The 22,513-nt window shown below is 41.7% G+C and carries 22 protein-coding genes and 1 tRNA gene; 9 read left to right on the forward strand and 14 right to left on the reverse strand.

All coding sequences use genetic code 11. The annotated features are described in order from the left end of the window. Positions 1-206: 206 nt before the first annotated feature. Positions 207-1,319: a hypothetical protein gene (locus P6N53_RS05585; protein ID WP_304541781.1), complete on the reverse strand. Its 1,113-nt coding sequence runs from the start codon at positions 1,317-1,319 to the stop codon at positions 207-209. 176 nt (positions 1,320-1,495) lie between these two features. Between P6N53_RS05585 and P6N53_RS05590 the strand changes: the two genes are divergently transcribed. After that, entirely contained in the window at positions 1,496-1,744 is a 249-nt protein-coding gene (locus P6N53_RS05590; protein ID WP_304541782.1) for a hypothetical protein, read from the forward strand. A gap of 430 nt (positions 1,745-2,174) precedes the next feature. On the opposite strand, the gene P6N53_RS05595 is transcribed toward P6N53_RS05590, so the two are convergent. The 6 genes from P6N53_RS05595 to P6N53_RS05620 all read right to left on the reverse strand — a co-directional run bounded on the left by P6N53_RS05595 (position 2,175) and on the right by P6N53_RS05620 (position 7,901). Next, entirely contained in the window at positions 2,175-3,038 is an 864-nt protein-coding gene (locus tag P6N53_RS05595; RefSeq protein WP_304541783.1) for a copper amine oxidase N-terminal domain-containing protein, read from the reverse strand. 134 nt (positions 3,039-3,172) lie between these two features. Then, positions 3,173-3,247: transfer RNA gene (locus P6N53_RS05600), tRNA-Val, on the reverse strand. 132 nt (positions 3,248-3,379) lie between these two features. Beyond that, positions 3,380-4,747, reverse strand: coding sequence for a VanW family protein (locus P6N53_RS05605; protein ID WP_304541784.1), 1,368 nt, complete (start codon positions 4,745-4,747; stop codon positions 3,380-3,382). Further along, on the reverse strand, positions 4,740-5,465 hold the full coding sequence (locus tag P6N53_RS05610) for a PRC-barrel domain-containing protein (protein ID WP_304541785.1): 726 nt from the start codon (positions 5,463-5,465) through the stop codon (positions 4,740-4,742). Before P6N53_RS05610 ends, P6N53_RS05605 begins: the two co-directional genes overlap by 8 nt. Positions 5,466-5,492: 27 nt before the next feature. Further along, the gene (locus tag P6N53_RS05615; RefSeq protein WP_304541786.1) at positions 5,493-6,530 is read right to left on the reverse strand and encodes a tetratricopeptide repeat protein; all 1,038 of its coding nucleotides are present in this window, start codon (positions 6,528-6,530) and stop codon (positions 5,493-5,495) included. A 192-nt stretch (positions 6,531-6,722) separates the two neighbouring features. Beyond that, entirely contained in the window at positions 6,723-7,901 is a 1,179-nt protein-coding gene (locus tag P6N53_RS05620) for a D-alanyl-D-alanine carboxypeptidase family protein (protein ID WP_308447259.1), read from the reverse strand. Between the two features lie 150 nt (positions 7,902-8,051). Here P6N53_RS05620 and pdaB point away from each other — a divergent pair, with 150 nt between their 5' ends. From pdaB to P6N53_RS05635, 3 genes are all read left to right on the forward strand, one after another. Then, positions 8,052-8,798 carry a polysaccharide deacetylase family sporulation protein PdaB gene (gene pdaB, locus P6N53_RS05625; RefSeq protein ID WP_304541788.1) on the forward strand — a complete coding sequence of 249 codons (747 nt, stop codon included), beginning with the start codon at positions 8,052-8,054 and terminating at the stop codon, positions 8,796-8,798. Between the two features lie 138 nt (positions 8,799-8,936). After that, a complete protein-coding gene (locus P6N53_RS05630) occupies positions 8,937-9,284 on the forward strand; it encodes a cupin domain-containing protein (RefSeq protein ID WP_304541789.1) in 348 nt (115 codons plus the stop codon). 101 nt (positions 9,285-9,385) lie between these two features. Beyond that, a complete protein-coding gene (locus P6N53_RS05635; RefSeq protein ID WP_304541791.1) occupies positions 9,386-10,105 on the forward strand; it encodes a TVP38/TMEM64 family protein in 720 nt (239 codons plus the stop codon). A 15-nt stretch (positions 10,106-10,120) separates the two neighbouring features. Here P6N53_RS05635 and P6N53_RS05640 read toward each other — a convergent pair whose 3' ends face one another. Together P6N53_RS05640 and P6N53_RS05645 are read right to left on the reverse strand one after the other, a co-directional pair. Next, on the reverse strand, positions 10,121-10,747 hold the full coding sequence (locus P6N53_RS05640) for a DedA family protein (RefSeq protein WP_304541793.1): 627 nt from the start codon (positions 10,745-10,747) through the stop codon (positions 10,121-10,123). Between the two features lie 60 nt (positions 10,748-10,807). Further along, complete coding sequence (locus tag P6N53_RS05645; protein WP_304541794.1) at positions 10,808-12,277, reverse strand: S41 family peptidase; 1,470 nt, start codon at positions 12,275-12,277, stop codon at positions 10,808-10,810. A 160-nt stretch (positions 12,278-12,437) separates the two neighbouring features. Here P6N53_RS05645 and polA point away from each other — a divergent pair, with 160 nt between their 5' ends. The 5 genes from polA (at position 12,438) to P6N53_RS05670 (ending at position 17,919) form a co-directional block, all read left to right on the forward strand. Beyond that, positions 12,438-15,098: a DNA polymerase I gene (gene polA, locus P6N53_RS05650; RefSeq protein WP_304541915.1), complete on the forward strand. Its 2,661-nt coding sequence runs from the start codon at positions 12,438-12,440 to the stop codon at positions 15,096-15,098. Between the two features lie 29 nt (positions 15,099-15,127). Then, a complete protein-coding gene (mutM, locus tag P6N53_RS05655) occupies positions 15,128-15,958 on the forward strand; it encodes a bifunctional DNA-formamidopyrimidine glycosylase/DNA-(apurinic or apyrimidinic site) lyase (RefSeq protein ID WP_304541795.1) in 831 nt (276 codons plus the stop codon). A 67-nt stretch (positions 15,959-16,025) separates the two neighbouring features. Beyond that, positions 16,026-16,661 (forward strand): sporulation membrane protein YtaF, encoded by a 636-nt coding sequence (gene ytaF, locus P6N53_RS05660; protein ID WP_373322990.1) that lies wholly within the window; start codon positions 16,026-16,028, stop codon positions 16,659-16,661. Between the two features lie 25 nt (positions 16,662-16,686). Next, positions 16,687-17,292, forward strand: a complete 606-nt coding sequence (gene coaE / locus P6N53_RS05665; RefSeq protein ID WP_304541796.1) for a dephospho-CoA kinase — start codon at positions 16,687-16,689, stop codon at positions 17,290-17,292. Positions 17,293-17,346: 54 nt separating this feature from the next. Then, entirely contained in the window at positions 17,347-17,919 is a 573-nt protein-coding gene (locus P6N53_RS05670; protein ID WP_304541797.1) for a lytic transglycosylase domain-containing protein, read from the forward strand. Between the two features lie 78 nt (positions 17,920-17,997). Here P6N53_RS05670 and P6N53_RS05675 read toward each other — a convergent pair whose 3' ends face one another. From P6N53_RS05675 to P6N53_RS05695, 5 genes are read right to left on the reverse strand one after another with little or no spacing between them, the layout of a single operon-like run. Continuing rightward, complete coding sequence (locus P6N53_RS05675; protein WP_304541799.1) at positions 17,998-18,570, reverse strand: TetR/AcrR family transcriptional regulator; 573 nt, start codon at positions 18,568-18,570, stop codon at positions 17,998-18,000. 16 nt (positions 18,571-18,586) lie between these two features. Then, on the reverse strand, positions 18,587-19,696 hold the full coding sequence (locus P6N53_RS05680) for an ABC transporter permease (protein WP_304541801.1): 1,110 nt from the start codon (positions 19,694-19,696) through the stop codon (positions 18,587-18,589). A 1-nt stretch (position 19,697) separates the two neighbouring features. After that, entirely contained in the window at positions 19,698-20,612 is a 915-nt protein-coding gene (locus P6N53_RS05685; protein ID WP_304541803.1) for an ABC transporter ATP-binding protein, read from the reverse strand. Further along, the gene (locus P6N53_RS05690; protein ID WP_304541805.1) at positions 20,612-21,490 is read right to left on the reverse strand and encodes an ABC transporter ATP-binding protein; all 879 of its coding nucleotides are present in this window, start codon (positions 21,488-21,490) and stop codon (positions 20,612-20,614) included. Before P6N53_RS05690 ends, P6N53_RS05685 begins: the two co-directional genes overlap by 1 nt. A 17-nt stretch (positions 21,491-21,507) precedes the next feature. Continuing rightward, entirely contained in the window at positions 21,508-22,485 is a 978-nt protein-coding gene (locus P6N53_RS05695) for an HlyD family secretion protein (protein WP_304541806.1), read from the reverse strand. Positions 22,486-22,513: the final 28 nt, after the last annotated feature.

A 22,513-nucleotide genomic window follows, 5' to 3' on the forward strand; every position in this document is an offset into this window, starting at 1 on the left:
CTCCTCATATCACCCCTTCCCATAGTAATAGTATATGAGAGCAATTTTTTTTGTATACTGGCGCAAATAGCAGTGATAATTATAAAATATGGCTTTCTACTTGCAGTATGAACAGAAAGCGTTGTTACTATCCCATGTAAAAATTATAGAGCAAACCTTACAATGGAGTAATTGAGGTTATTTTCATATGAGGAAATTTATGACATTTATTTTTGTATTATATACGCCACCAATGCCAGTAAGATGATTATAATAGTTGCCAGCAATACCCAGTTTATTCCTGCCGTCTTTAATGGCTCTGGCTTTGGAGATTCTAGGGCTAGGGCTTCCCAGGACTGTGCCTCTATACTTTTTGCCACCGGAGGGTATTCATTTGTGGTACAACTCTTAGGAACAAAAGGCACCACATTGCTCCTAGTTTTTTTACCCCTTTTAGGTCGGTTATCCACAATATCGGGACTATTCGGACGATCCACATAGGTATATTTTGGTAAAGCATTTGATGAAGTATCTTTTAAGGGCTGCTGGAAGGGCAGAGAAACTTGATCCGTAATACAACTTAATGGGATGAACCACTGGTTACTTACTGAAGGTTTCTTTCGCACTATTGTTTTATGGGTGGTAATTTGCGGAGCAAACCCTGGCCAACCTGGATAGGGATTGCAAAACTGCTGGGATTTTCCACCTACTTTTAATTTTATATAACTGAGTGAGATATTTTCAGTAATACAGCTCAGTGGCACAAACTCCTTTGAGTGATTTATTTTTTTCTTTTTCTTAATCGTACCAAAGGCTGGATAGTAGCCAATACAGGGGGTAGTCTCCTTGATTCTATGACCTTTATAACCAAGGGAAACCTCTGCACTACTACAATCCTTTGGTGCAAAAGCAATACAGCCAAATCCTGTCTTCTTCTTTTTATTCTTGATCTTTTTTTGAACAGTATTTGCGCTCTCATTTTCAAAGGGTAAAGCTAAGCTAAACCTAATTACTGGAGTTGTAGTTTGCACTAAGCATTCCTTGGGAACAAAGGGTGCAAGGCTGTTTGAGTTTCTCCTCTTCCTTTTCTTTAAAAATCTCACCACCTCTTTTACTTCTGTTCCCTTAAAAACCTTTACCATCGAAGCCCGTTCTTGAATACAAGTCTGATCTACAAAAGCATCGGCAAAACCCCTACTTTTCCTTCTTACTCTTATGTCAAAATCAGGCACAGCCACTTTTTCCGTTGAAGCAGCATACAGAACTAAAGCTGTACGGCTATTACCGGAGGATGAATTGGCCTTGCTTACCTTTGCATTTCTTCTTCTTTTTCTAGCCAAAAAAGTCCACCCCTTTCTTTTGGCCTGAGTCCACCTTAAGACAGTATATTAATAAAACTCCCCAAAGATATTTATTTTTGTAATTTTCAGACTAGCAAAATTGCCTCATTTTTTTACATTTTCAACACAAATTGTTCAGATATTCATAAAATGGTAAAAAAGGGTAGGTGCTTATTGTGTTTAAGGAAATTCAAGAGCTTAGGGAATTATGTGAGGTTGAAATCAAAAATTTAAGGCGAGAAATACTAATGCTAAGGGGTAATATTTTTCTTAGGTGGGATGCTAAAGGCTATATTCAGAAGGCAGAGGCAAAGGTTGAAATGCTCCATGAGTTGCTTGTAAAGTTAGAAACACTGGCCGAACAAATAACCCCGGTGGTTACTGACATTAAAAATATCGTTGGCTTACAAATTAAAGAAAAATAAATAAAAAGACGTGCCCGGTTCGAACCGGCACGACCTTTACATCAAAAGTTTTTATAATACTTGAGTAATATAGATTAAGGCGGCAATACCTAAAAATCCCAACCCAATTAAAAGCTTGACATCCACCCGGTAGTCCCTCCTAAAAATAATTTCAGTACTTATTATAACATAAATTTTATTTGTTAATATTGCTGGTTTATAAAGGATTTCAAATAGCCTTAGCGAATCTTGATTTTAAAAGGAGGGGGTATTTTCAAATGGATTTTGGAAGTATTGGGGCCTTTCTGGCGGTAGCCATTTTGATTATAATTATTCTTAGAATGATCGGCAAAGGCGGCTGAGGCTGCCGCTAATTTGTACCGGCGGTACAATCTCATCATAGGAAGGGCCGTTAACCAGTGGTTAACGGCCCTTCCTATGCTTAAAAAATTTAGTTTAAGTTAATTACAACATTTTCGTCCGCATAATCTATAGTTCCACCCAGGGCTTCTGTAATATATCTGGCAGGCAGCATTGTACGCCCATCAAGGATTACTGGTGAAACATCCATCATGCTCTCTTGTCCGTTAACTTTTATTACTTTATTATCGATTTCTAGCTCAATATTAATATGTCCCTTATTTATTATTACCTGGTTGTTATTAAAGTCCAGTTCATCATTTGTGACACCTAAGGAGTTTGCTAGATACCTAACAGGTACAAAAACCCTTCCATCACTTATATATGGTGCAACATCCATCTGCACATTTACCCCATTCTTAATGAAAACGTTAGAGTTTACTGTGAAAACTGTGTTAATTTTGTTTGTCCCATCTACAACATCGGCAATATGCCACTTAATACCTTCCGAACCAGGAAATAGGGCATCTGTCTGGTTGATTGCTGTCCCAGCAAGCTCAATATTTACAGGGCCAGTTGGCACAACCCTATTAACTGTAACCTTAATATCACTTAGCTTAATGGTGCTGGCCTTTGAGCTGGAACTTTTAATTTCAACCCTTAAATAGCCTTTTTGATTGGCATCAAGTCCCGTAGATACTGCCCCAATCTGTATATCTCCCTTGATAACTTCTAAAGTTGGGGTTTCAGAAAAAACAATACCGCTGGGCAGGGTTGCAGTTATGTAGGTGCCGGTCTTAAATGTATCGGCAAATGGCTCGGAGACCTGGATGTCTTCTAACGGCTGGTCTTGTACCCCTAACAGCAGGGTGGTTGTTGCAGCTAAACCTACTGATGGAAAAATCAGCATTAATGATAAAAGCAATAGTAGTATCTTGTGTGAGATCCTTTTCAAACTTTTCTCCTCCTTTTTTATTTAGCTAACTAAATATAAACATGAAAGAATCTGTAAATCAACTGCCAATAAGTTGAAAAAGCCATAAAGTAAACAAAAGCCTCCGGGGTTAATCAACCCTGAAGACTTCGACCTGGTGGGCGAGAGAAGAATTGAACTTCCGACCTTCTGCGTGTCAAGCAGACGTTCTCCCACTGAACTACCCGCCCATTTGCATTATCATTATGCAGGAAGTGTTAAAAAAAGTCAAGTGTTGAGATAATTACCCAGGTTCATAAAACAATCCTGGGTAAACATATTTTATTCACAAAAAAGAGCAGGTTTAACACTCTGCTCCTTAATTATTTATTTAATACCCCTTTGTTTTTAACCTTTGGTCCCAGGGCAATTACTTCAGGTACAGGTTCAGCAACGGTTTTGGAAATTAGTCGACGTTCAATTTCTATGTCGTTTTCCATTATTATTTCAAAGATTTTTTGTTCATGTCCGTCAATTCCCGGATTGCGAACAACCACTTGTCCAGGGGCTAACAAGGGATCTTGAATATATTGGCGGGGTGCTTTATTTATAGAACGCTGGGTCTCTGTTTTTACTAGGCGCGCAGAAACCCCCTCCCGATGGCCAAGAATACTGACAAGTAATTTATCCTGTTGAACTTGACTAACAATTAAAATTGGATAAGAAGAATTATTCATAAATTTAAAGTCAATAATATCTCCGGCAATGGTGGCATCCTTACCTACCGGAACATAGGGGACCGGTCTTGTATGGGGTACCCTTTCAGTGACCTTTAGGCCAGATAATAGTACTGCATTATAAAGGGTGGTAGCTACCTGGCACACCCCTCCACCATAATCGGGTACCAACCTGTTGTCAGCAATAACCATGGCCTGCCGATAACCTGATTCTGGACTCCTAGGCCCGAGGGCATTATTCATGGAAAACAATTCACCTGGTTTTATCAGTAAGTTATTAATTAAATCACTGGCTAGCTTAACATTGTGGGTGCGTTCACCATCAGCCAGGCTGAATTGGGTAACAAAAATTGCCAGGCGTGAATTTATACCCTTGTACTGCTCAACTGTGATAGTTGGATCAATAACCTCAAATTGCAGATTCACTTTATGCTGTCCAAAGGACAAATCCTCAAGTTGCTTTATGGTCTGATGAACATCTAATTTGCTTCCTTTTACATCTTGAAATAGAGTAACCTTATCGCCTGTTATGGCATACTGTGCATCCCTTGGTCTCTGATTAAATTGATTAGCTAATTCATTAAGGATGTCACTAAAGGCTTCTTTATCAAAATGAATTATGGCTGGCAGTTTATGCCCAGTATTCATTGTACCGAACAGCAACCTAATATCCTGCCAAGTTGAAGCTCGCTGGCTATAGTTTATGGCCTCTTTAGCTATTCCCTCATAATCAACCCTAAAATCTATGCTTGAAAATTGTATCTCGGTGGTTTTTCCCTCTTGTCCTACCAGGACAAGAGAGTTGTTAAGTGAAGGCCAGGGCAACCCTTGTTCTAATGTAGTTAATGCCTGCTGGTAATTAAGCCCCCCTATATCAACACCCTCCACCGAAATACCAGGCAAGATTGAATCTCTATAAAATAATTTTAATACAGCAGTGGACAGACCGATGCTAACAAATAATTGAATCCCCAGGGCAAAGGTTACAAATGTTGTTAGTCTTACTTTATTCACTAGTGCTAAGGGTTAATTCCACAAATTTATCTGCAGCCTCAGCCTTGTCCACCAGTTCTCGGGTAACTACGTCACCCTTTTTAGCAATCATTTCTCCGTTAGCAGCTAATATATCAGTAGTTACAATACGTCCGATTAGATATTGCTTTTGCTGTTTCTCAAAATATTCCAGGGGATCTGTCTCTGATTCAGATTTAACTGCTTTGGCAGAAGAATTGCTCTCCAGTTGGCTAATGTCTTGTAGTAGGTTGGATTCAAAATTATCTTCAATTACTAACATATCCTTGCCAAATGTAATAACCTGGTCCACAGGTATTAAGCCCTTCTTATCCCCTGCTACCCAACTACATGCAGCAATCTTGCCGGTTTGCTCATCAATGATGATCTCATCAATAGAACCGCTGATTCTTCCTTTCCTGGTCATAACCCTTGTTCCCACTACAGTTACTGATTTTTGCAATAGATCCATTGCCTTTGATACAGAGGTTATTGTTGCTACATTGGCCTTGACCTCCGTTGTTACAGCATCCTCTCCAATGGCTGCAACATCTTTAAAGGAAATTGCCTGCCGCTCAAGATACCATTGTTCAGGCTCAATCACTAAGTACTCTACTGTTCCACTGTCAGGATTAATTAATAAATTTTGCACCTTTCCCAAAAAGGCTACTTCAATAATACTTAGAACAGGTAAACCTATTACTTGGCTTCTTTGTTTCATTATAATGTCTCCTTCTTATAATAAATATTATTTAAGAGATTCTTTAAAGGCCTCACTAAGAATCTCTTTAGGAACCCTTTCATAGGGGATTTGGCCCAGTTGATACTTATTAAGCAGACCTGAAAGGCATGAAATAAATTTCATCTTTTGTCGAAGATTATCCGAACCACTATGATTTTTTAGTTCGGGTTGCTCAATAAAGGTATTTATTATACCCGAGGCCATGGAGTATAGGCCAAGCTGTTGGTATACCGAACTTAGTTCGCTTATCACTAGATAAAGCAGCTCGGAAGTCGGTTTTAAGGCTATGGACTTTTTATAGCAGCGTATAGCGGAAGGAAAATCTTTTCCCTTTCTAAAAAGTAAACCTTGTGCCAGTAATGTTTGGGCAGATTCATTAACTGGAGATTTGTCTTCCGAAACAGTCTCAGAAATTTCTTCATTGCTGAGCTCACATTCTTCTACTGTTGAATCTAGATTGATCTCTTCGTCTGTTCTTTCGTCTAATTTTTGTTCAGCATCTATTATTTCTGTTGCTACCTCTTCTTGAATAGTTAGTTCTAGAGCTATTGTTTCATCTACTACTATTGATTCCCTCGTAGCTAATTCTTCATCGAATGATTCTTTAGTTAGTGCTACTTCATTTATTTGTTCTTCTACTATCAACTCTTCCTTCGTCAAATCCTCTGTAATTGATTCTGGCTTCACTTCCTCAGTGACATACCCCTGGAGATTATCTATTAAGCTACTCTGTTCGGTGGTATTTGAATTGTTTTCTATAGCTTCAACAGTTAGCACTTCTCCGTCTGTTTCAGGTTTGTTAGCAGTATTTAATTTTTCCTTTAATAATTCATTGGTTATCCAAAAACCGAATAAAAAAAGGGCCGATAAAAATAATAGAACTATTTGCCAAATCAAAAGTCTGGGCTGGAAAAGGGGAAATAAAAAACCTAGGGTAAACGTAAAAGTGGACGTAATTACTGCAATTTTGGTAGGTACAATAATCTTAATTGCAAAAAAAAGAACAATTGCTACTAATATTAAGGTAAACCAGTAAACCCACATTAAAATCCTCCGGTAAAAAATATTTTTAGAAATAGCCCACAAACTAACAATATATTCATATTTTCGATATATTTCGTAATATTATCTTCGGAGAAAACTTGCATTTCTTAAGAGCATTTACCTAACTGGTGGAGCAAGACTTTTAAATTAAAATAACCACTCCATGTTCAAGCATTGGAGTGGTTATCTGTTTTAGGATTTATCAAATAGCCTTTTAAACCAGGATAATCTATCTACATCTTGATTGGCCACTAAATCCACAGCTCCTAATTCCTTATCATCTAAATAGAATTTCATCTTTCCAAGCTTGTCCCCTCGTTTAACCGGCGCCTCCGGTGCAGGGGTAAGAACAACCTTTCTTTGTATCTTCTCAACTTCTATCCTGGGTACATATACTTCCAATCTTTCTAAGGCCACCAGGCTTACCCTCTTCTCTAATCCCTCTCTTACCTCTAATTCGGTTACCAACTCATCCTTTTCAGCCAGGACAACGGGCCTGACCTCTTTAAAGCCGTAGTCCAGCAGCCTAGTGGCATCATTCCACCTATTGTTACTGTTTAATATAACAACTGCCAATTGTCTGCCCTCCCTGGCTGCGGAGGCAACCAGACAGTTGCCGGCTCTGGGAGTTGTCCCGGTTTTTACTCCGTTGATGCCCTGGTAATCTGACCTCAGCAGGCGATTGGTACTATGGATTGTTCTCTGCTTAAGGGGTTTTTCTTCCCCATTTTCTGTAACAGATTTACTTTCTTCATCAGGCAGCCAGGTAATAACCGCTTCCTCGGTGCTTACTATTTTAGCGAAGGTTTCATTCTGCAAGGCATAGCTTGTCAGAATGGCCAAATCATTTGCTGTGGTGTAATGATTTGGATGGTGAAAACCATTTGTGTTGGCAAAGTTTGTGTTCTTCATTCCTAATGATTTTGCTTTGTCATTCATCATCTTGACAAACAAATCATGTTCTCCGGCAATATGCTCCCCGATGGCCACGGTAGAGTCATTGGCGGAATACATAAGGGCCGCCTTTAAAAGGTCTTCCAGATATAGCTTATCACCACTCTTTAGCCCAATATCCTGCCCCATGGACACCGCTGCCGCCCTTTTTCTAACTGTTACTACATCCTTTAGGTCGCCCTTCTCAATTGCCAATATGGCAGTCATTATCTTTGTTAGGCTGGCTGGCTCTCTCCTTTTGTCCCCTTCCTTTTGAAAATAAATTTGACCTGATCCTACATCAATAAGGCTAGCTGCTGATGCCTTAATCTTTGGTGGCTGACCCTCTGACGTTTGAGGAGCTGCTACCGCCATATCTAGGCTTGAGCAAAAAAACATAATACAAAACAAAAATACAGATAGCATTAGTTTTTTCAAAACTTTTCCCTCCCTCGAAAACTATTTTCTCTCTACAAGGGAGATCAAATAACAGGAAACAATTAGTTATTTTGGATGATATCAAAAATATTGGTTATATATTCCAAAGTCCCTAATATATTTAAATTGAAATATTAGGAGGTGTTCCAATTGAAAGTATATGTATTTGATTATCGCAAACAAAAAAAGCGCCTATTAATGGCCAGCCTTATCCTATTATGTGCAGCTCTTTTTTCAGTAATGTTTTATCAGCAGCAGAACTTAGCCACAACCGCTAAGAAGTATGCCATATATAAGGTTAAAACAGATCAAAAGGTTGCGGCCCTGACCTTTGATATTAGCTGGGGAACTGAGGTCCCTGGACCTGTACTGGATATTTTAAAGCAAAACAATATCAAGGCCACTTTCTTCATCTCTGGGCCCTGGGCTAAAAAACACCCTGAGTTCCCTAAACGGATCGTTGCTGAGGGTCATGAGATTGCCAGTCATGGTGAGGAGCATGTAAATTTAAGCCAGTATTCTAAGGAAGATGTTCGTAAAAATATTATGACTGCCCACGAAAAGATTAAAGAAGTAACTGGCGTTGAGCCAAATCTTATTCGCACTCCCAATGGTGATTGGAACGACATGGTTCTAACCACCGCCGAGGAATTGAATTACAAGGTTATTCAGTGGAGCACTGATTCCCTAGACTGGAAAAAACCCGGCGTTGAAGCTATCACAGACCGTGTGCTGAAGAAAATTCACCCAGGGGCCATCATACTTATGCATGCCAGTGATACATGCCTGCAAACCCCTGATGCTTTACCAAGGGTACTGGAAGGGCTTCAAAAACAAGGATATCAATTAGTCACTGTATCTGAGCTCTTAAAGCTGGGACCAGCAACTATAGACTAAAATACAAATAAGAAGTATACTGTTTGGGGCACCTGGTGCTCCATTTTATTTTAATTGGGCATGCCTGAAATGAATATCCCCTCAAATAAATAAGCAAACTTGTTTAGTAAAGAAATTAATTACCAGGGAGGTTGCCTAATGGATCAGCAGCATTTTATTAAAAATATTGACTTTGCAAAGGTACTGGAATTAGCTTCCTTAGTGGATTATCAGGATGGTCGGGTTGTCAGCCGCACCCTGGCTCAGGGTAAACCTTTAAGCTTAACCCTCTTTGCCTTTGACAAAAATGAAGAAATAAGTTCTCACTCAGCCCCAGGGGATGCCATGGTTTATATCCTTGATGGTGAAGCTGAGGTTACCATCGGCAATGAAAAGTTTCAACTTAAAGCAGGAGAAACCATCGTAATGCCTGCTAATATACCCCATGGTCTAGTTGCCAATGAAAGATTTAAAATGCTTTTAATTGTAGTTTTTAGTCTAAAATAATTACTTAATAAAAATAATTGGATAAGCCCTAACTTTTCAAAGCTACCTAATTTTGGTATATTAGATCTGTACCAGAATTTTTAAAAGCTGGGAGTTTTTTTATGGCAAAAAAGTGGACCTTTGTATTTTCTGCATTCTTGCTTGCTACTATCATTATAATTTTCATCAATCTCAGGCCTTATCTGCCACAATTCACCAGTCCCGAGCATTTAGCCGATTATATTCGTTCCTTCGGTACTATGACTATAGTGGTAAGCCTTTTATTGATGGTCCTTCAGACCCTGTGTACCCCCCTGCCCCTTTTCCTTTTGGCTGGTGCAAACGGCTTTATTTTTGGATTAGGCTATGGGGTTTTAATTACCATGGCAGGTTCACTCCTTGGCGCTTCCCTGGCCTTTTATTTAGCCCGGGGCTTTGGGAGAGGTCTGGTTTCTAGGTGTCTGAAGGAAAAATATATGGCTAAAGTTGATCTGATGAGTTGTCATGAAGGACCGTGGATGGTTTTTATGGCCAGACTGATACCAATTATCCCTTCCAGCATAATCAGCTATGTGGCGGGGCTTAGCAGAATGAATTATCGGGGTTTTTTTGTGGCCACTGCCATAGGCAAATTACCTGAAATCATAATTTACACCGCCCTTGGACACAGCTTTAGCCAGGCGGAGGGATTAGCCACCAGGGTTACTATACTAATCATTCTATTAACCCTATTACTCTGGCCTGTGATATCTAGAAGAATAAAAAGTACTACCGGCAATTCTCCCCTTACACCTAAGGCTACTTGTGTCATCCCGCCAAATAGAATTCCCCCGAGGAAATAACCCGGGGGAGTTTTTTTATCTATACTTCAATTTTTTACAAAGCCAATAAATCAAAACTGCAGCCAGTGCAACCCCAATCAATATATCCATCTTATGAAACCAAGGCTTAATGGCCTGCCAATTTTGGCCAAGGGCATAACCCGTATAGACTAAGAGTATGCTCCAGGGTAGTGATCCCAGGAAGGTATAGATCACAAAACGCTTAAAATTCATCCTGGCGATTCCCGCGGGTAATGAAATAAAGGTTCTAATTACTGGCATTAATCTGGTAAAAAATACTGTGGCCTCCCCATATTTCTCAAACCAGCGGTCCGCCACCAGAAGTTTGCGGGGTGTAATTCCCACATAGGGTCCATAACGTTCGATAAAGGGCCTTCCGCCCCTTAAGCCTAGATAGTAGGAACCTATGGAGCCAATAGTCCCCCCCACCGTTCCTGCCATAACTGTTCCCCAAAAATCTAGCCGCCCAGTATAAACAAGGTATCCCCCGAAGGGGAGGATCACTTCACTTGGCAAAGGAATATTGGCACTTTCTATGGCCATCCCTATGGCCACACCCCAATAGCCCAGGGCCGAAATAATTACCGTTACCTGGTGTAAAAAAGCCTCTAAAAACTCCAGCTTCTTTCCCCCTTCCCACATGACTTCTTAAAATTTTATTCTCACCAGGTAAAAAAATATAACCGGAGATTATTACTCCGGTTACTTCTTCTTGATTAGAATCACGGTTTCATCTTGTATAAATACCTCAATGCCTAGATTTCTTAAATCTATGGGGGATATGAAGATAGTATTGTTTTTCGCCAGCAGTTCATGTTCCAGTGACTGAATGACACCGTTAATGGTGCTGTCCTTATTGCCTTTCGGTATCAGCCATTGTTGATTTTTCCCAGTTACCCTGACACCATTTAGCCCATTATCCCACCCTACTTGATAACCAAGGGCCTCCAGGGCAATTCTAAGGGGTACATAAATGTTTCCCTGTTCTTTTATGGCTCCCTGTAAACTTAAATCCTCTTCATTAAATACCATTTTGTTCTCACCTGCGTAAAACTTAACCACTATATCCTTTGGCTGAACAACGGTCTTAGCAATGGGAAGTTGAAGTTCGGGAGTAGTTACAAAATAATCTGGTGTTAATCCAATACCGTCAATACTACGTCCCATAGGAGTTAGATAATAGGCAGTGGTCATCTTAAGGGCCCCTCCGTTTTGCAGGGGAATAATATCCTGTACCGTTCCCTTTCCATAGGAATTGGTTCCCACCAATGTTGCTATGCCGTAATCCTGAAACGCTCCTGCCATCAGTTCAGCAGCACTTGCCGACTGATCATTTATTAAGATCACCACAGGTATTTCTTCTATTACCGGCTCAAACTCGGTTTTATATAGGTCTTGAATTTTATCCCTGTCTTCTGTTATAAATACCGTTACATCCCTGCCTAAAATATAGGAGGCTGCCTCCATGGCGGCGTCAACATAGCCTCCACCGTTGAAGCGCAAATCTATAATCAAAGCTCGAAGATCCTTTTCTGCTAACTGAATCAATGCATTGCCGAATTCCTCGCCTGTTTCCATGCCAAAGCTATCAATAGCAATATAGCCGACTCCATTACCTAAATCCCTTTGGTAGATAGTTGGCAAATTAATTACGGCCCTGGTTAATGATAGTTGAAAATCCGGCTCAGCTTCTCTCCTTACGGTGATATTTAACTGCGTTCCCTTTTTGCCCTTAAGTTCATTAATAACCTCCATAAGGGGTAAGTCTAAAACACTTTTCCCGTCAACTGCAATGATACTGTCTCCCGCTAACATGCCTGCATGTTTGGCTGGTGTGCCTTCAAGAACACGAACTACGGTGGGCAACTGGTTGATTAATTCTAGCTCCACACCAACACCTTCAAAATCGCCATTTAACTCCTCGCTAAATATATCCAGCTCGCCTGGCGGAAAGTAGACTGTGTATGGGTCCCCTACCTGTTCAATTATCCCTTTAATACTGCCATCAACTAACACATCAACACCCGTTTCTTTTAAGTGAAAGTGTGTTATATACCCCAATACCTCACCGATGGTGGTGGCACCATCTATGCTTCTATTGTCTTGGGCGTATACCGGGCCTACCCAAGTCATAGTAACAATGGATAAAACAATTAACAGCCTTATAAACAAAATATCACCCCATAAAATGCTAATATGTCCACTACTTCGCCGACTCCAACTCAAAGTCCTCCTATTTTTTGGAACAAAGGTAAAATTGCTAACTCTAGAAGGTATTTTGCGAAAGGCTGGTGAAGATACTAAAGATGTCATATTAAGGAAGGTGCTTGATTTGTCCCTTGAAACCATGATCATTATTGACGGAAACAGCCTTATCCATAGAGCCTTTCATGCCCTACCTCTGCTGTCTAACAGCAAAGGTATAATTACCAATGCAGCCTACGGCTTTACTAATATGCTGCTTAAAGTTCTCAAGGATGAGCAGCCAGGCTTAGTGGCAGTGGCCTTTGACAAGGGTAAAATAACCTTTCGCAACAGTATGTATGAACAGTATAAAGGCACCCGCAAGGCCACGCCAGATGAACTTCGGCCACAATTCCTAATTGTCAAGGATATTTTAAGGGCCATGCGTATCCCTTATTTCGAGTGCGAAGGTTATGAAGCTGATGATTTAATAGGCACTATTACAACCCAGGCTGAAGCCATGGGTCTCAATGTACTCATTTTGACCGGAGACCGGGATGCCTTACAACTGGTATCTAGCAAAACTAAGGTCATGCTGACTCGCAAGGGTATTACAGAAGTTGAATTATTTGATGAAGGAAAGGTCTGGGATAAATTTGGTGTTACTCCTGCCCAAATCATAGAGTTAAAGGCACTACAGGGTGACCAGTCCGATAATATTCCCGGCGTTCCTAAAGTAGGAGAAAAAACTGCTCTGGCCCTGATAAAAAGCCATGGCAGCGTTGAAGAAATAGTAAATAATCTTGACCAGGTTATCCCGAAATACCAAAAGCTCATACGGGGCAACGAAGAAATGGCCTTGCTTTCAAAAAAGCTGGCTACCATCGTTAGGGATGTACCCATGGAATTAGACCTCTCCCTATGTTCTTGGCGGGGTCCTGATAATCAAAAATTATTAGAGCTTTTTCAAGAGTTGGAATTTAAAACCCTAATTCGCCAGCTCACCTCCAGTGTCAGTCAGGTAAAGCAAAAAAGTAAAGAAAAACAAAAAAACGAGATAGATTTGCCCCCTTTAGAAACCTATCAGGTGGGCTATAAAACCATTGCAGGCCAAGAAACTTTGGATGATCTGCTGGTAGCTGCAAGTCATGCTAGAGAAATCGGTATCTACCTAGAAGGTGATCGAAGAGAAGGCATAAAATGTGCCTATCTAGCTATACCTGACAAGGATATCTACCTGCTATTTCCTGAAAAGGTCGATGAATCTCAAGGGATACCACAATTATCAGTTCTAAAGGCCCTTTGTGAAAATAAAGATATCAAAAAGTTTTTCCATGATGCTAAGGCTGCTATTTGGCTATTGCATAAGCATAATATATGTTTAAACAACCTGGCCTTTGATACCATGTTGGCCTCATACCTAATTAATCCCACTGCTTCGGATTATGAGCTTTACGATATAGCATTAGATCAGCTTGGTATTGTCCTGCCCACTAAAGGCGAGGCTGCCAGTGCTGCCAGGGCCGACGCCATACTTCGTCTATCGGAGGTACTATTAAATAAATTAGCCCAAAGGGAAGAAGACCGCCTTTATCATGAAGTAGAACTTCCCCTAGTGACGGTTTTAGCTGAGATGGAGTTAGCCGGTGTAACAGTAGATAAGCAAGGCCTGAAGGATATGTCCCAAGAGTTGCACAGTGTTATTGAGTTATTAACAAAAAATATCCACCGTATGGCTGACCAGGAGTTTAATATAAATTCCCCCAAACAACTAGGCCAGATCCTGTTTGAAAAGTTAAAGCTCCCGGTATTGAAAAAGACCAAAACAGGTTATTCTACTGATGCTGAGGTGCTGGAAAAACTTGCCGAAGAGCATGAAATTGTCGAACAAATATTAGAATACCGGCAAGTGGCAAAACTAAAGTCCACCTATGCCGATGGTCTGGCTGCCCTGGTGGACCCAGAAACCAGCAGGCTTCATTCCACCTTCCACCAAACGGTAACTGCAACTGGCCGGTTGTCCAGTGCCGAGCCAAATTTACAAAACATACCTATTCGCTTGGAGTCAGGAAGGCGGATAAGAAAGGTTTTTGTACCCCGACAAAGGGGTAATATAATGGTAACAGCTGATTATTCTCAAATCGAGCTGAGGGTTTTAGCCCATATGTCTAAGGACCCCAGCTTTGTGGATGCTTTCAAAAACGGTCAGGACATTCACACCAGAACAGCCTCGGAGGTTTTTGGCCTTCCCATGGATCAGGTAACCCCTGAGCTACGTAATCGGGCTAAGGCAGTAAACTTTGGTATTGTATATGGTATTAGTGATTTTGGCCTATCCCGGGATCTAAAGGTAACCCGCAAGGAGGCCAAGAGCTACATAGACAGTTATTTTGCCCGCTGCCCCGGAGTTCGCCAGTATATCGACCGGACCATCCAGGAGGCTAAGGAAAAGGGCTATGTAACAACCTTGCTCAACCGCAGACGATATATTCCTGAACTATTCAGTCCTAATTTTAATATTCGCGGTTTTGGTGAACGGGCCGCCATGAACACCCCTATCCAAGGAAGTGCTGCCGATATCATTAAATTGGCTATGGTCAAGGTAAGGGATGAGCTGGCCCGGAGAAATATGGCGTCAAAAATGGTTCTTCAGGTGCACGATGAGTTGATATTTGATGTGCCAGAATCAGAACTACCTGAGCTGGTAGAGCTTGTTAAAAATCATATGGAAAACGCATTATCATTAGATGTTCCTTTAGTTGTTGATATTAAAGCCGGGCCCAATTGGTATGAAACTAAGCTGATTTAGCCTGTCGCTTCCCTACGGAGGTGCTAATTATGCCTGAGCTGCCGGAAGTAGAGACGGTGGTTCGCTCACTAGAACAACACCTGGCTGGCCTTGAAATTACAGCGGTGGACCTTCATATGCCTAAGGTTATACGACACCCAAGGCCAGAAATTTTTACCGAAGAAATAGTTGGCAAGCAATTTCTCAAAAAGTTGGGGCGTCGGGGTAAATACATCCTATTAAACTTAACCGATGGTTTAACCCTGGTGGTACATCTGCGTATGACAGGCAGATTGGTTTATTGTGTAGCCGAAACCCCCTTGGAAAAACACACCCATGTGGTTTTTCATCTAAATAACGGACAGCATCTCCGCTTCACTGATATAAGACAGTTTGGTCGTATGAGCTTATTACCTACAAATCAGGTCTCAGAGATGTCCGGTATAAAAGACTTAGGACCGGAACCGCTGGATACTAGTTTTACCAGGGAGTTCTTGAAAAAGGAGTTTCGCCGTCGGAGGACAAGGGTTAAGCCCCTGCTATTAGATCAGAGCTTTATTGCCGGTCTGGGTAATATTTATGCCGACGAAGCCCTCTTCCGGGCTAAGGTACATCCGGAGAGACTGGCTGCAGAGCTTTCTCCCCGGGAAGTTGCGGCCTTACACAAGTCCATTGTGGAGGTAATTGCTGGAGGAATTAAACACAGGGGTACTACCTTTCGGGATTATGTGGACGGTGAAGGTCGTTCGGGCAGTTTTCAACACCATCTTAAGGTGTATAACAGGGAGGGACTTCCCTGCTCAAATTGTGGCAAGTCCATTGAAAGAATAAAAGTTGGGGGCAGAAGTTCCTATTATTGTCCCTACTGTCAAAAAAAATAATTAGCACCTGAGTGCATTTCCCCTCATAGACTGTAGATGTAAGAATAAGTCGACTGGGGGGAAAGACATGGAGTTTCTTACCTTGGTAGCCTTCGCCTTGGCATTGAACATGGACGCCCTGGGTACGGGAGTAGCTTACGGGTTTCGCAAAATCCGTATTCCCTTTACTTCCTTATTAATTATCAGTGGCATGTCAGTTTTAACCATTGTGTTTTCAATGTCGGCAGGTAAAATGGTATCACAATTGATATCACCGGAGTTTGCCCATCGTCTTGGTGGCATAATTCTCCTGTTGGTAGGTATTTGGATATTGATTCAATCACTGCAAGATGCCAAAAGGGATAACCAAAAAGAAGTAAAACCTACACTCATGCAAATAAGAATCAAATCCTTAGGATTAGTCATTCAAGTATTGAGGGAACCCTCCAAGGCCGACTTAGATAATTCCGGTGTTATCTCTGCCAGGGAAGCCATACTCTTAGGCATGGCCTTGGCCATGGATGCCTTCGGTGCCGGTTTTGCTGTATCAATGTTTGGCTTTAGCATAGCCCTTACGGCAGCAGTAGTTGGCTTAGGTCATATTTTATTGACCTATCTTGGCCTATTACTGGGTAAATATTTCTCCTGCAGCACCTTTGGCAAGCAATTGTCAATGCTGCCAGGCTGTATATTGATAGCTATGGGTATTTTTAAAATACATTAAAGTTCTTTTCTTAGGAGCGAACCCCATGATCATTGGTCTAACAGGTAATATTGCCAGCGGCAAAAGCACCATAGCAAAGCTTTTAGAAGAACTTGGCGCCCAAGTAATAGATACTGACCAATTGGCCCGACAAGTTGTTGAACCAGATACCCCGGCCCTAAAGGAGATTGTAAACTTCTTTGGACCGGGTATTTTACATGGGGGAGGTAGTTTAGATCGTACCAAATTGGCCGAATTAATTTACAAAGACCCTACAGCTAAAAAAAGGTTAGAGCAAATAGTCCACCCAGCCATAGAAAAAGAATTAATTTCTCAAATAAAGCTCTTTAAGGACTGCTCTCCTAAGGGTATACTGGTACTGCAGATACCTCTGTTAATTGAGGTGGGTTGGCAAAATAAGGTTGACCAGGTTTGGCTTGTTAAGGTAGATCTGCAAACACAAATCCATAGACTAATAAACAGGGACAAGCTTTCACCGGAACAGGCAATGGCTAGAATTAACAGCCAAATGCCCCAAAGCCAAAAAGCCAAGCATGCCCATATTGTAATTGACAACAGTGATTCCATAGAAGAAACTCGCCAGCAAGTTTTAAAAGCTTGGCATAAAGAAATTGAAAAATCTATACATTAATACTAATAAATGGAATAATAATATATTAGTTAACAGCTTGTTGGAGTGATAGTATTGGCCTTCCGTTCTAAAAAAAGCCGGGGATTAAAAAGAAAAGTCATTTTCTTACTTTTACTTGCCCTTTTATTTGTATCCCATAAAGATATCGGTCGTTGGCTATATCCCTTTGAGCATCAGGAAGTCATTTATTATTATGCAGAGGTAAATCACTTGGACCCTCTCCTGGTGGCATCCATTATTAAAACCGAGAGCAACTTTAATCCTAACGCAGTTTCCCCCAAGGGTGCCCGGGGTCTAATGCAGATAATGCCTAATACAGGTGAATGGATTTATCAGCAAATAAGTGGTGGATCTTTAAATCAGGACAAGCTATTTGATGCTGAAACCAACATCGCCCTAGGTACCTGGTACTTAGCGGACTTAAGTGCTGAGTTTAAGGGAGACCTAGTTTTAGTCATTGCCTCCTATAACGCCGGTCGGGGAAATGTAAAGAACTGGCTAACCACCCAGCATTGGACCGGTGAGCATAAAACTATAGACCAGATTCCCTTTATGGAAACAAGGCAGTATATTCGCAAGGTGCTCTGGAATCAGAAGGTATACAATTATCTATATCAGGGGCAGTAGTCTTATAGTTCATGCCCTTTGAGCATGTGTTCAAACAATTAGGGTCCTGCACTATTGGCAGGACCCTGTTGTAATACCTTAGAATTCCCTTTTGGCTCCCGTTAAACCATATAGAAATATATGCATAACATTCTGGATTGCCTCTTCCGGGGTTAAATTATTATCTATCATGAAGGTAGGGTTTACCACTGCCCGGACTGTTGCCAACAGGGATGCTGTAGCCACAGTGGGGTTGATTGAATTAGAACTACCTTCTTTACCTTCTTCAATGACTATGGTAACCATTCTTTTCAACTTTCCGGCACGAAACTGCTCGACCTTTTCCCAAATTATTGGATAATGCCTTTGCAGATCCCTTAAGACCCTGGGATTCAGCCCTTTTAGTCTTTCACTTAATATCCTAATAATTTTAGCTATTTTATCCGGAGCTTGTTCCGATGAATTCAATACTCCGTCTATGGCTTGCTCAGTTTCTTTAATAAACTTAAACATTACCTCTTCTATGATTTCCTCTTTACTGTTAAAGTACCGGTAAATTGTTCGCTTACTAACTCTACTCCTAAGTGCCAACTCATCCACCGTTGCATCATAAAAACCCTTTTCTTGGGACAAATCCTTAAAAGCCAAGAGAATCTTATCCTTGGTCTGCACCAAATCACCACCCCTATTAGGCTATCTTTTTCTTAAACTTAATGATACTGGCCGTCATCATTACTATTGAAAAAACTAACAGCGCCAAGACTTGGGGTATCAAATAGGAAAAACCTATGCCCTTTAAAACTATGCCCCTGATTATTGTGAGGTAATAGGTCAAAGGAATCAAGTTGCTAATCCACTGAATTACCTGGGGCATAGCCTCCCGGGGGAACATAAAGCCCGAAAGTAAAATGCTGGGCAAAAAAACAAAAAACGACATCTGCATGGCCTGCATTTGGTTTTTGGCAATATTAGAAATAAACACCCCCATACCAAGGGAAGCGGTAATAAAGAATAGGGTAAGTAGATAAAGCTGAATAATACTTCCCCTGATGGGTACGGCAAAAACTATGGCTCCCACCAATAGGGCAACGGTAATTTGCAAGTACCCCAGGGCAATGTAAGGTATGATTTTACCAATCATAAGTTCATAGGACTTGATGGGGGTAACGATAAGCTGCTCCAGGGTACCCCTCTCCCTCTCCCTTACAATACCCATAGAAGTCATCATAACCATAGTCATGGTTACTATAATGCCTAAAATTGCCGGCACCATGAAATAGGCGGTGATGCCGTCTGGATTGTACCAGGTTCTTACTCGAATGTCATAGGGTATTTCCATTCCCCCCGCCCGCTGGGCCAGCACCTGCTGGGACTTTAACATGCCAATGGCGTTGGCAGTGGCAATGGCCGAAGAGGAAACCATGTTATCAGTGGCATCCACCAGCACCTGTATCGGTGCCGTATCTCCCCTGGTCAGATTCCTGGCAAAATCAGGGGGAAATATTATACCCGCCTTTACCTGCCCACTATCAATGAGATGTGTTACTTCTCCATAGCTGCCGGCCACCTCTACAATATCGAAATATCCGGAGGCTCTAAAGGCATCCAGCATCTCCCTGCTTTCCTGGGAGAGGGATTGGTCAAATATTACAGTGGGAACATGTTTGACCTCGGTTTGGATAGCAAAACCAAACAGCAGAAGCTGCACCATGGGCAGCATAAAAATCAATCCAATGGTCAACCTGTCTCGTTTCATTTGGAGAAATTCCTTATAAAGTATGGCAATTATTCTACCCACGCTAACCCTCCCCCCTTTTCTGCCTGGACAAAGTAATAAAAACATCCTCCAAGGAAGGCACAATCCTCTTGGCCTTGCTTCCAGTCTGGGCCTCAAGTAACGGGATGCTTTCATCCGCCTCAAGCAAAACATGCAGCAGCGGCCCATGAATGGAGCATTCCCTTACATAGGGCAATGCTTCAATTTCATTTATTCGTTCCACAGGTTCATCAACATTTAACTCTACCATGCTTCCTTTTATGACCTTGCCCTTTAAATTATCCGGTGTGTCTTTAGCTATCAAACTTCCCTCCGAGATAAAGGCAATGGTGTTGCAGCGCTCTGCCTCATCCATAAAGTGAGTGGTTACCATGATTGTTGTTCCACCATTGGCCAGTTCCTGGATGATATTAAAGAACATCTTTCTACTGGTGGGACTAATTCCACTGGTGGGCTCATCCAGAAATAATATGGATGGTCTAGATATAATGGCACAGCCCAGGGCCAGCCGCTGTTTCCAACCAACACTCAGATTTGCAACCAGCTCCTTTTCCCGCCCTGTTAACTTGGCCATTTCCACCATCTCTGCTATCCTGCTTTTTCTCTCCCTAACCGGGACATCGTAAAGTCCGGAGTAGAAATTTAAGTTTTCATATACGGTGAGGTCATCATAAAGACTAAATTTTTGTGACATATAGCCAATCCTAGTCTTTATCTTTTCGGACTCTTTGGCCAGATCATAGCCCAGTACCTTTCCAGACCCGGAGCTGGGCTCCAAAATACCACACAACATTCTAATGGTGGTCGACTTTCCTGATCCGTTTGGTCCCAGGAATCCATATATTTCTCCGGCTTCAATATTAATAGACAGTTTATTGACTGCAATGAAACTGCCAAAAACTCTGGTCAGCTCATTGGTAGCAACAGCAATATCCATTAGTACACCTCTTTCTCAGCCAGAGATATGAATAAATCTTCCATGGTTGGTGATGTTTCCTTGATAGAAAATATCTCTACTCCCCGATCCCTAAGAAAGGATATTAATATCTCCCTAGTCCCTTGAAGGTCCTCTACCACCAGGTGATATTTATCCCCAAAGAACCCGGCATCCACTACTCCCTTCACTCCTTGAAAAATTCCTGGTTCCCTTGTGGCCGCCTTGACCTCAAGGATGCTGTAAGGAAAACTGCGTTTTAACTTGGAGGGTGAATCCACCGCCACCATTTTTCCGTTATCCATGAACCCTACCTTCTTGCAAAGCTCTGCTTCATCCATATAAGGGGTGGATACCAATATTGTCATACCATCCTTATTTAACTGGTAAAGGATTTTCCAAAACTCCTTACGGGACTCGGGATCAACACCAAAGGTTGGCTCATCCAGTACTAATAGACGGGGCCTGGAGATTAGTGCGCAGGTTAGGGCAAGTTTTTGCTTCATGCCACCGGATAAATTATCTGCAAAACGGTCCTTAAAGGCCAGCATATTTGTTATCTCCAGAATCTCATCTGCCCTTTCCTTAATAACTTCACCCTTAAGCCTGTACATAGCTCCAAAGAAATTTATATTTTCCATAACTGTTAAGTCACCATATAGACTAAATTTCTGTGGCATGTAGCCAAAGCTCTCACCAAGGAGCTTAACCTTTCCCCCCGTGGGTGTTATTAGACCGCAGATCATTCTTATTAAAGTAGTTTTACCTGCCCCGTCTGGCCCTACCAGTCCAAAAACATCCCCCATCTGAACATGTATCGAAACATTGCTAACAGCAGCTAGGGTACCAAATTCTTTAGATAGCTTCTCAGTTATGATCATTTTTGACCACCCCTATATTAAAAGGTAACATCTGCAGGCATCCCCGGCTTTAGTATACCTTGCTGGTCATCTATCCTGATTTTGACCCCGTAGACTATATTGGTACGCTCTTTTTTGGTCTGAATAGTTTTAGGTGTAAACTCCCCCTGGGTAGCAATCTCCTCAATGGTTCCTTGGAAGCTAGCATCACTGCCACTCACAGTAAAAGATACCTGTTGTCCCAGTTTTACCTTGGGTAAATCATCCGTAGGTACATAAACCTTAATCCACATATCTTTCAGGTTTGCCAGGGACACCACTGATGCACCTGCCGGAACAAACTCACCCTCTTCTCTATTTTTTGCTAGAACCGTTCCATCAAAGGGAGAATAAATTTTAGTATCCTCAAGGAGTGCTTCAGAGGCCTTTAGCACGGCCTTAGTCCGCTCCATCTCAATAGTCGCAGCCCTTATTGCCTCGGGTCGACTCCCCGATTGCAGCAGGTTCAATTTAGCCTGGGCCGCCTCCAGTTGGGACTCCTTGATTGTAAGCTCAGTTGATAATTTTTCAAATTGGTCGGTGGTCATAGCCCCTTCTTTCAGCAGCTCTTCACCCCTCAAATAATCTGCTTTGGCCTTTTCTAGTCCAGCCAGAGCAATGTTCACCTGGGCCGATACCTCTTTTATTTCTTGAACCCTGGCACCGGAAGTCAAATCAGCCAGCTGGGCCTCAGCCTTAAATACTCCCAGGGAATCCCGCTCCTTCTGTGCCTCCAAATCATTTCTGATAATCTCTGCTACCAGTTGATCCTTAGTCAAGCTGTCGCCCGATTTAACTGAGATACCGCCTAGGGTACCTGGAACCTTGGCACTTAACTCCACCTTAGTAACCTCAATGGTTCCCGAAACAGTCAGTCGGCTATCCTTTTCTCCTACATAATAATCATAACCCAGATACCCTAGGACCCCCACCACCAGCAATGCAACCACAACAAGACGGGCCAAATTCTTTTTCATAGCCACTCCCCCATAAATATGGTTTATA

Origin of the sequence: Desulforamulus aquiferis, from assembly GCF_030577015.1 — a bacterium.
Classification (GTDB): Bacteria; Bacillota; Desulfotomaculia; order Desulfotomaculales; family Desulfotomaculaceae; genus Desulfotomaculum; species Desulfotomaculum aquiferis.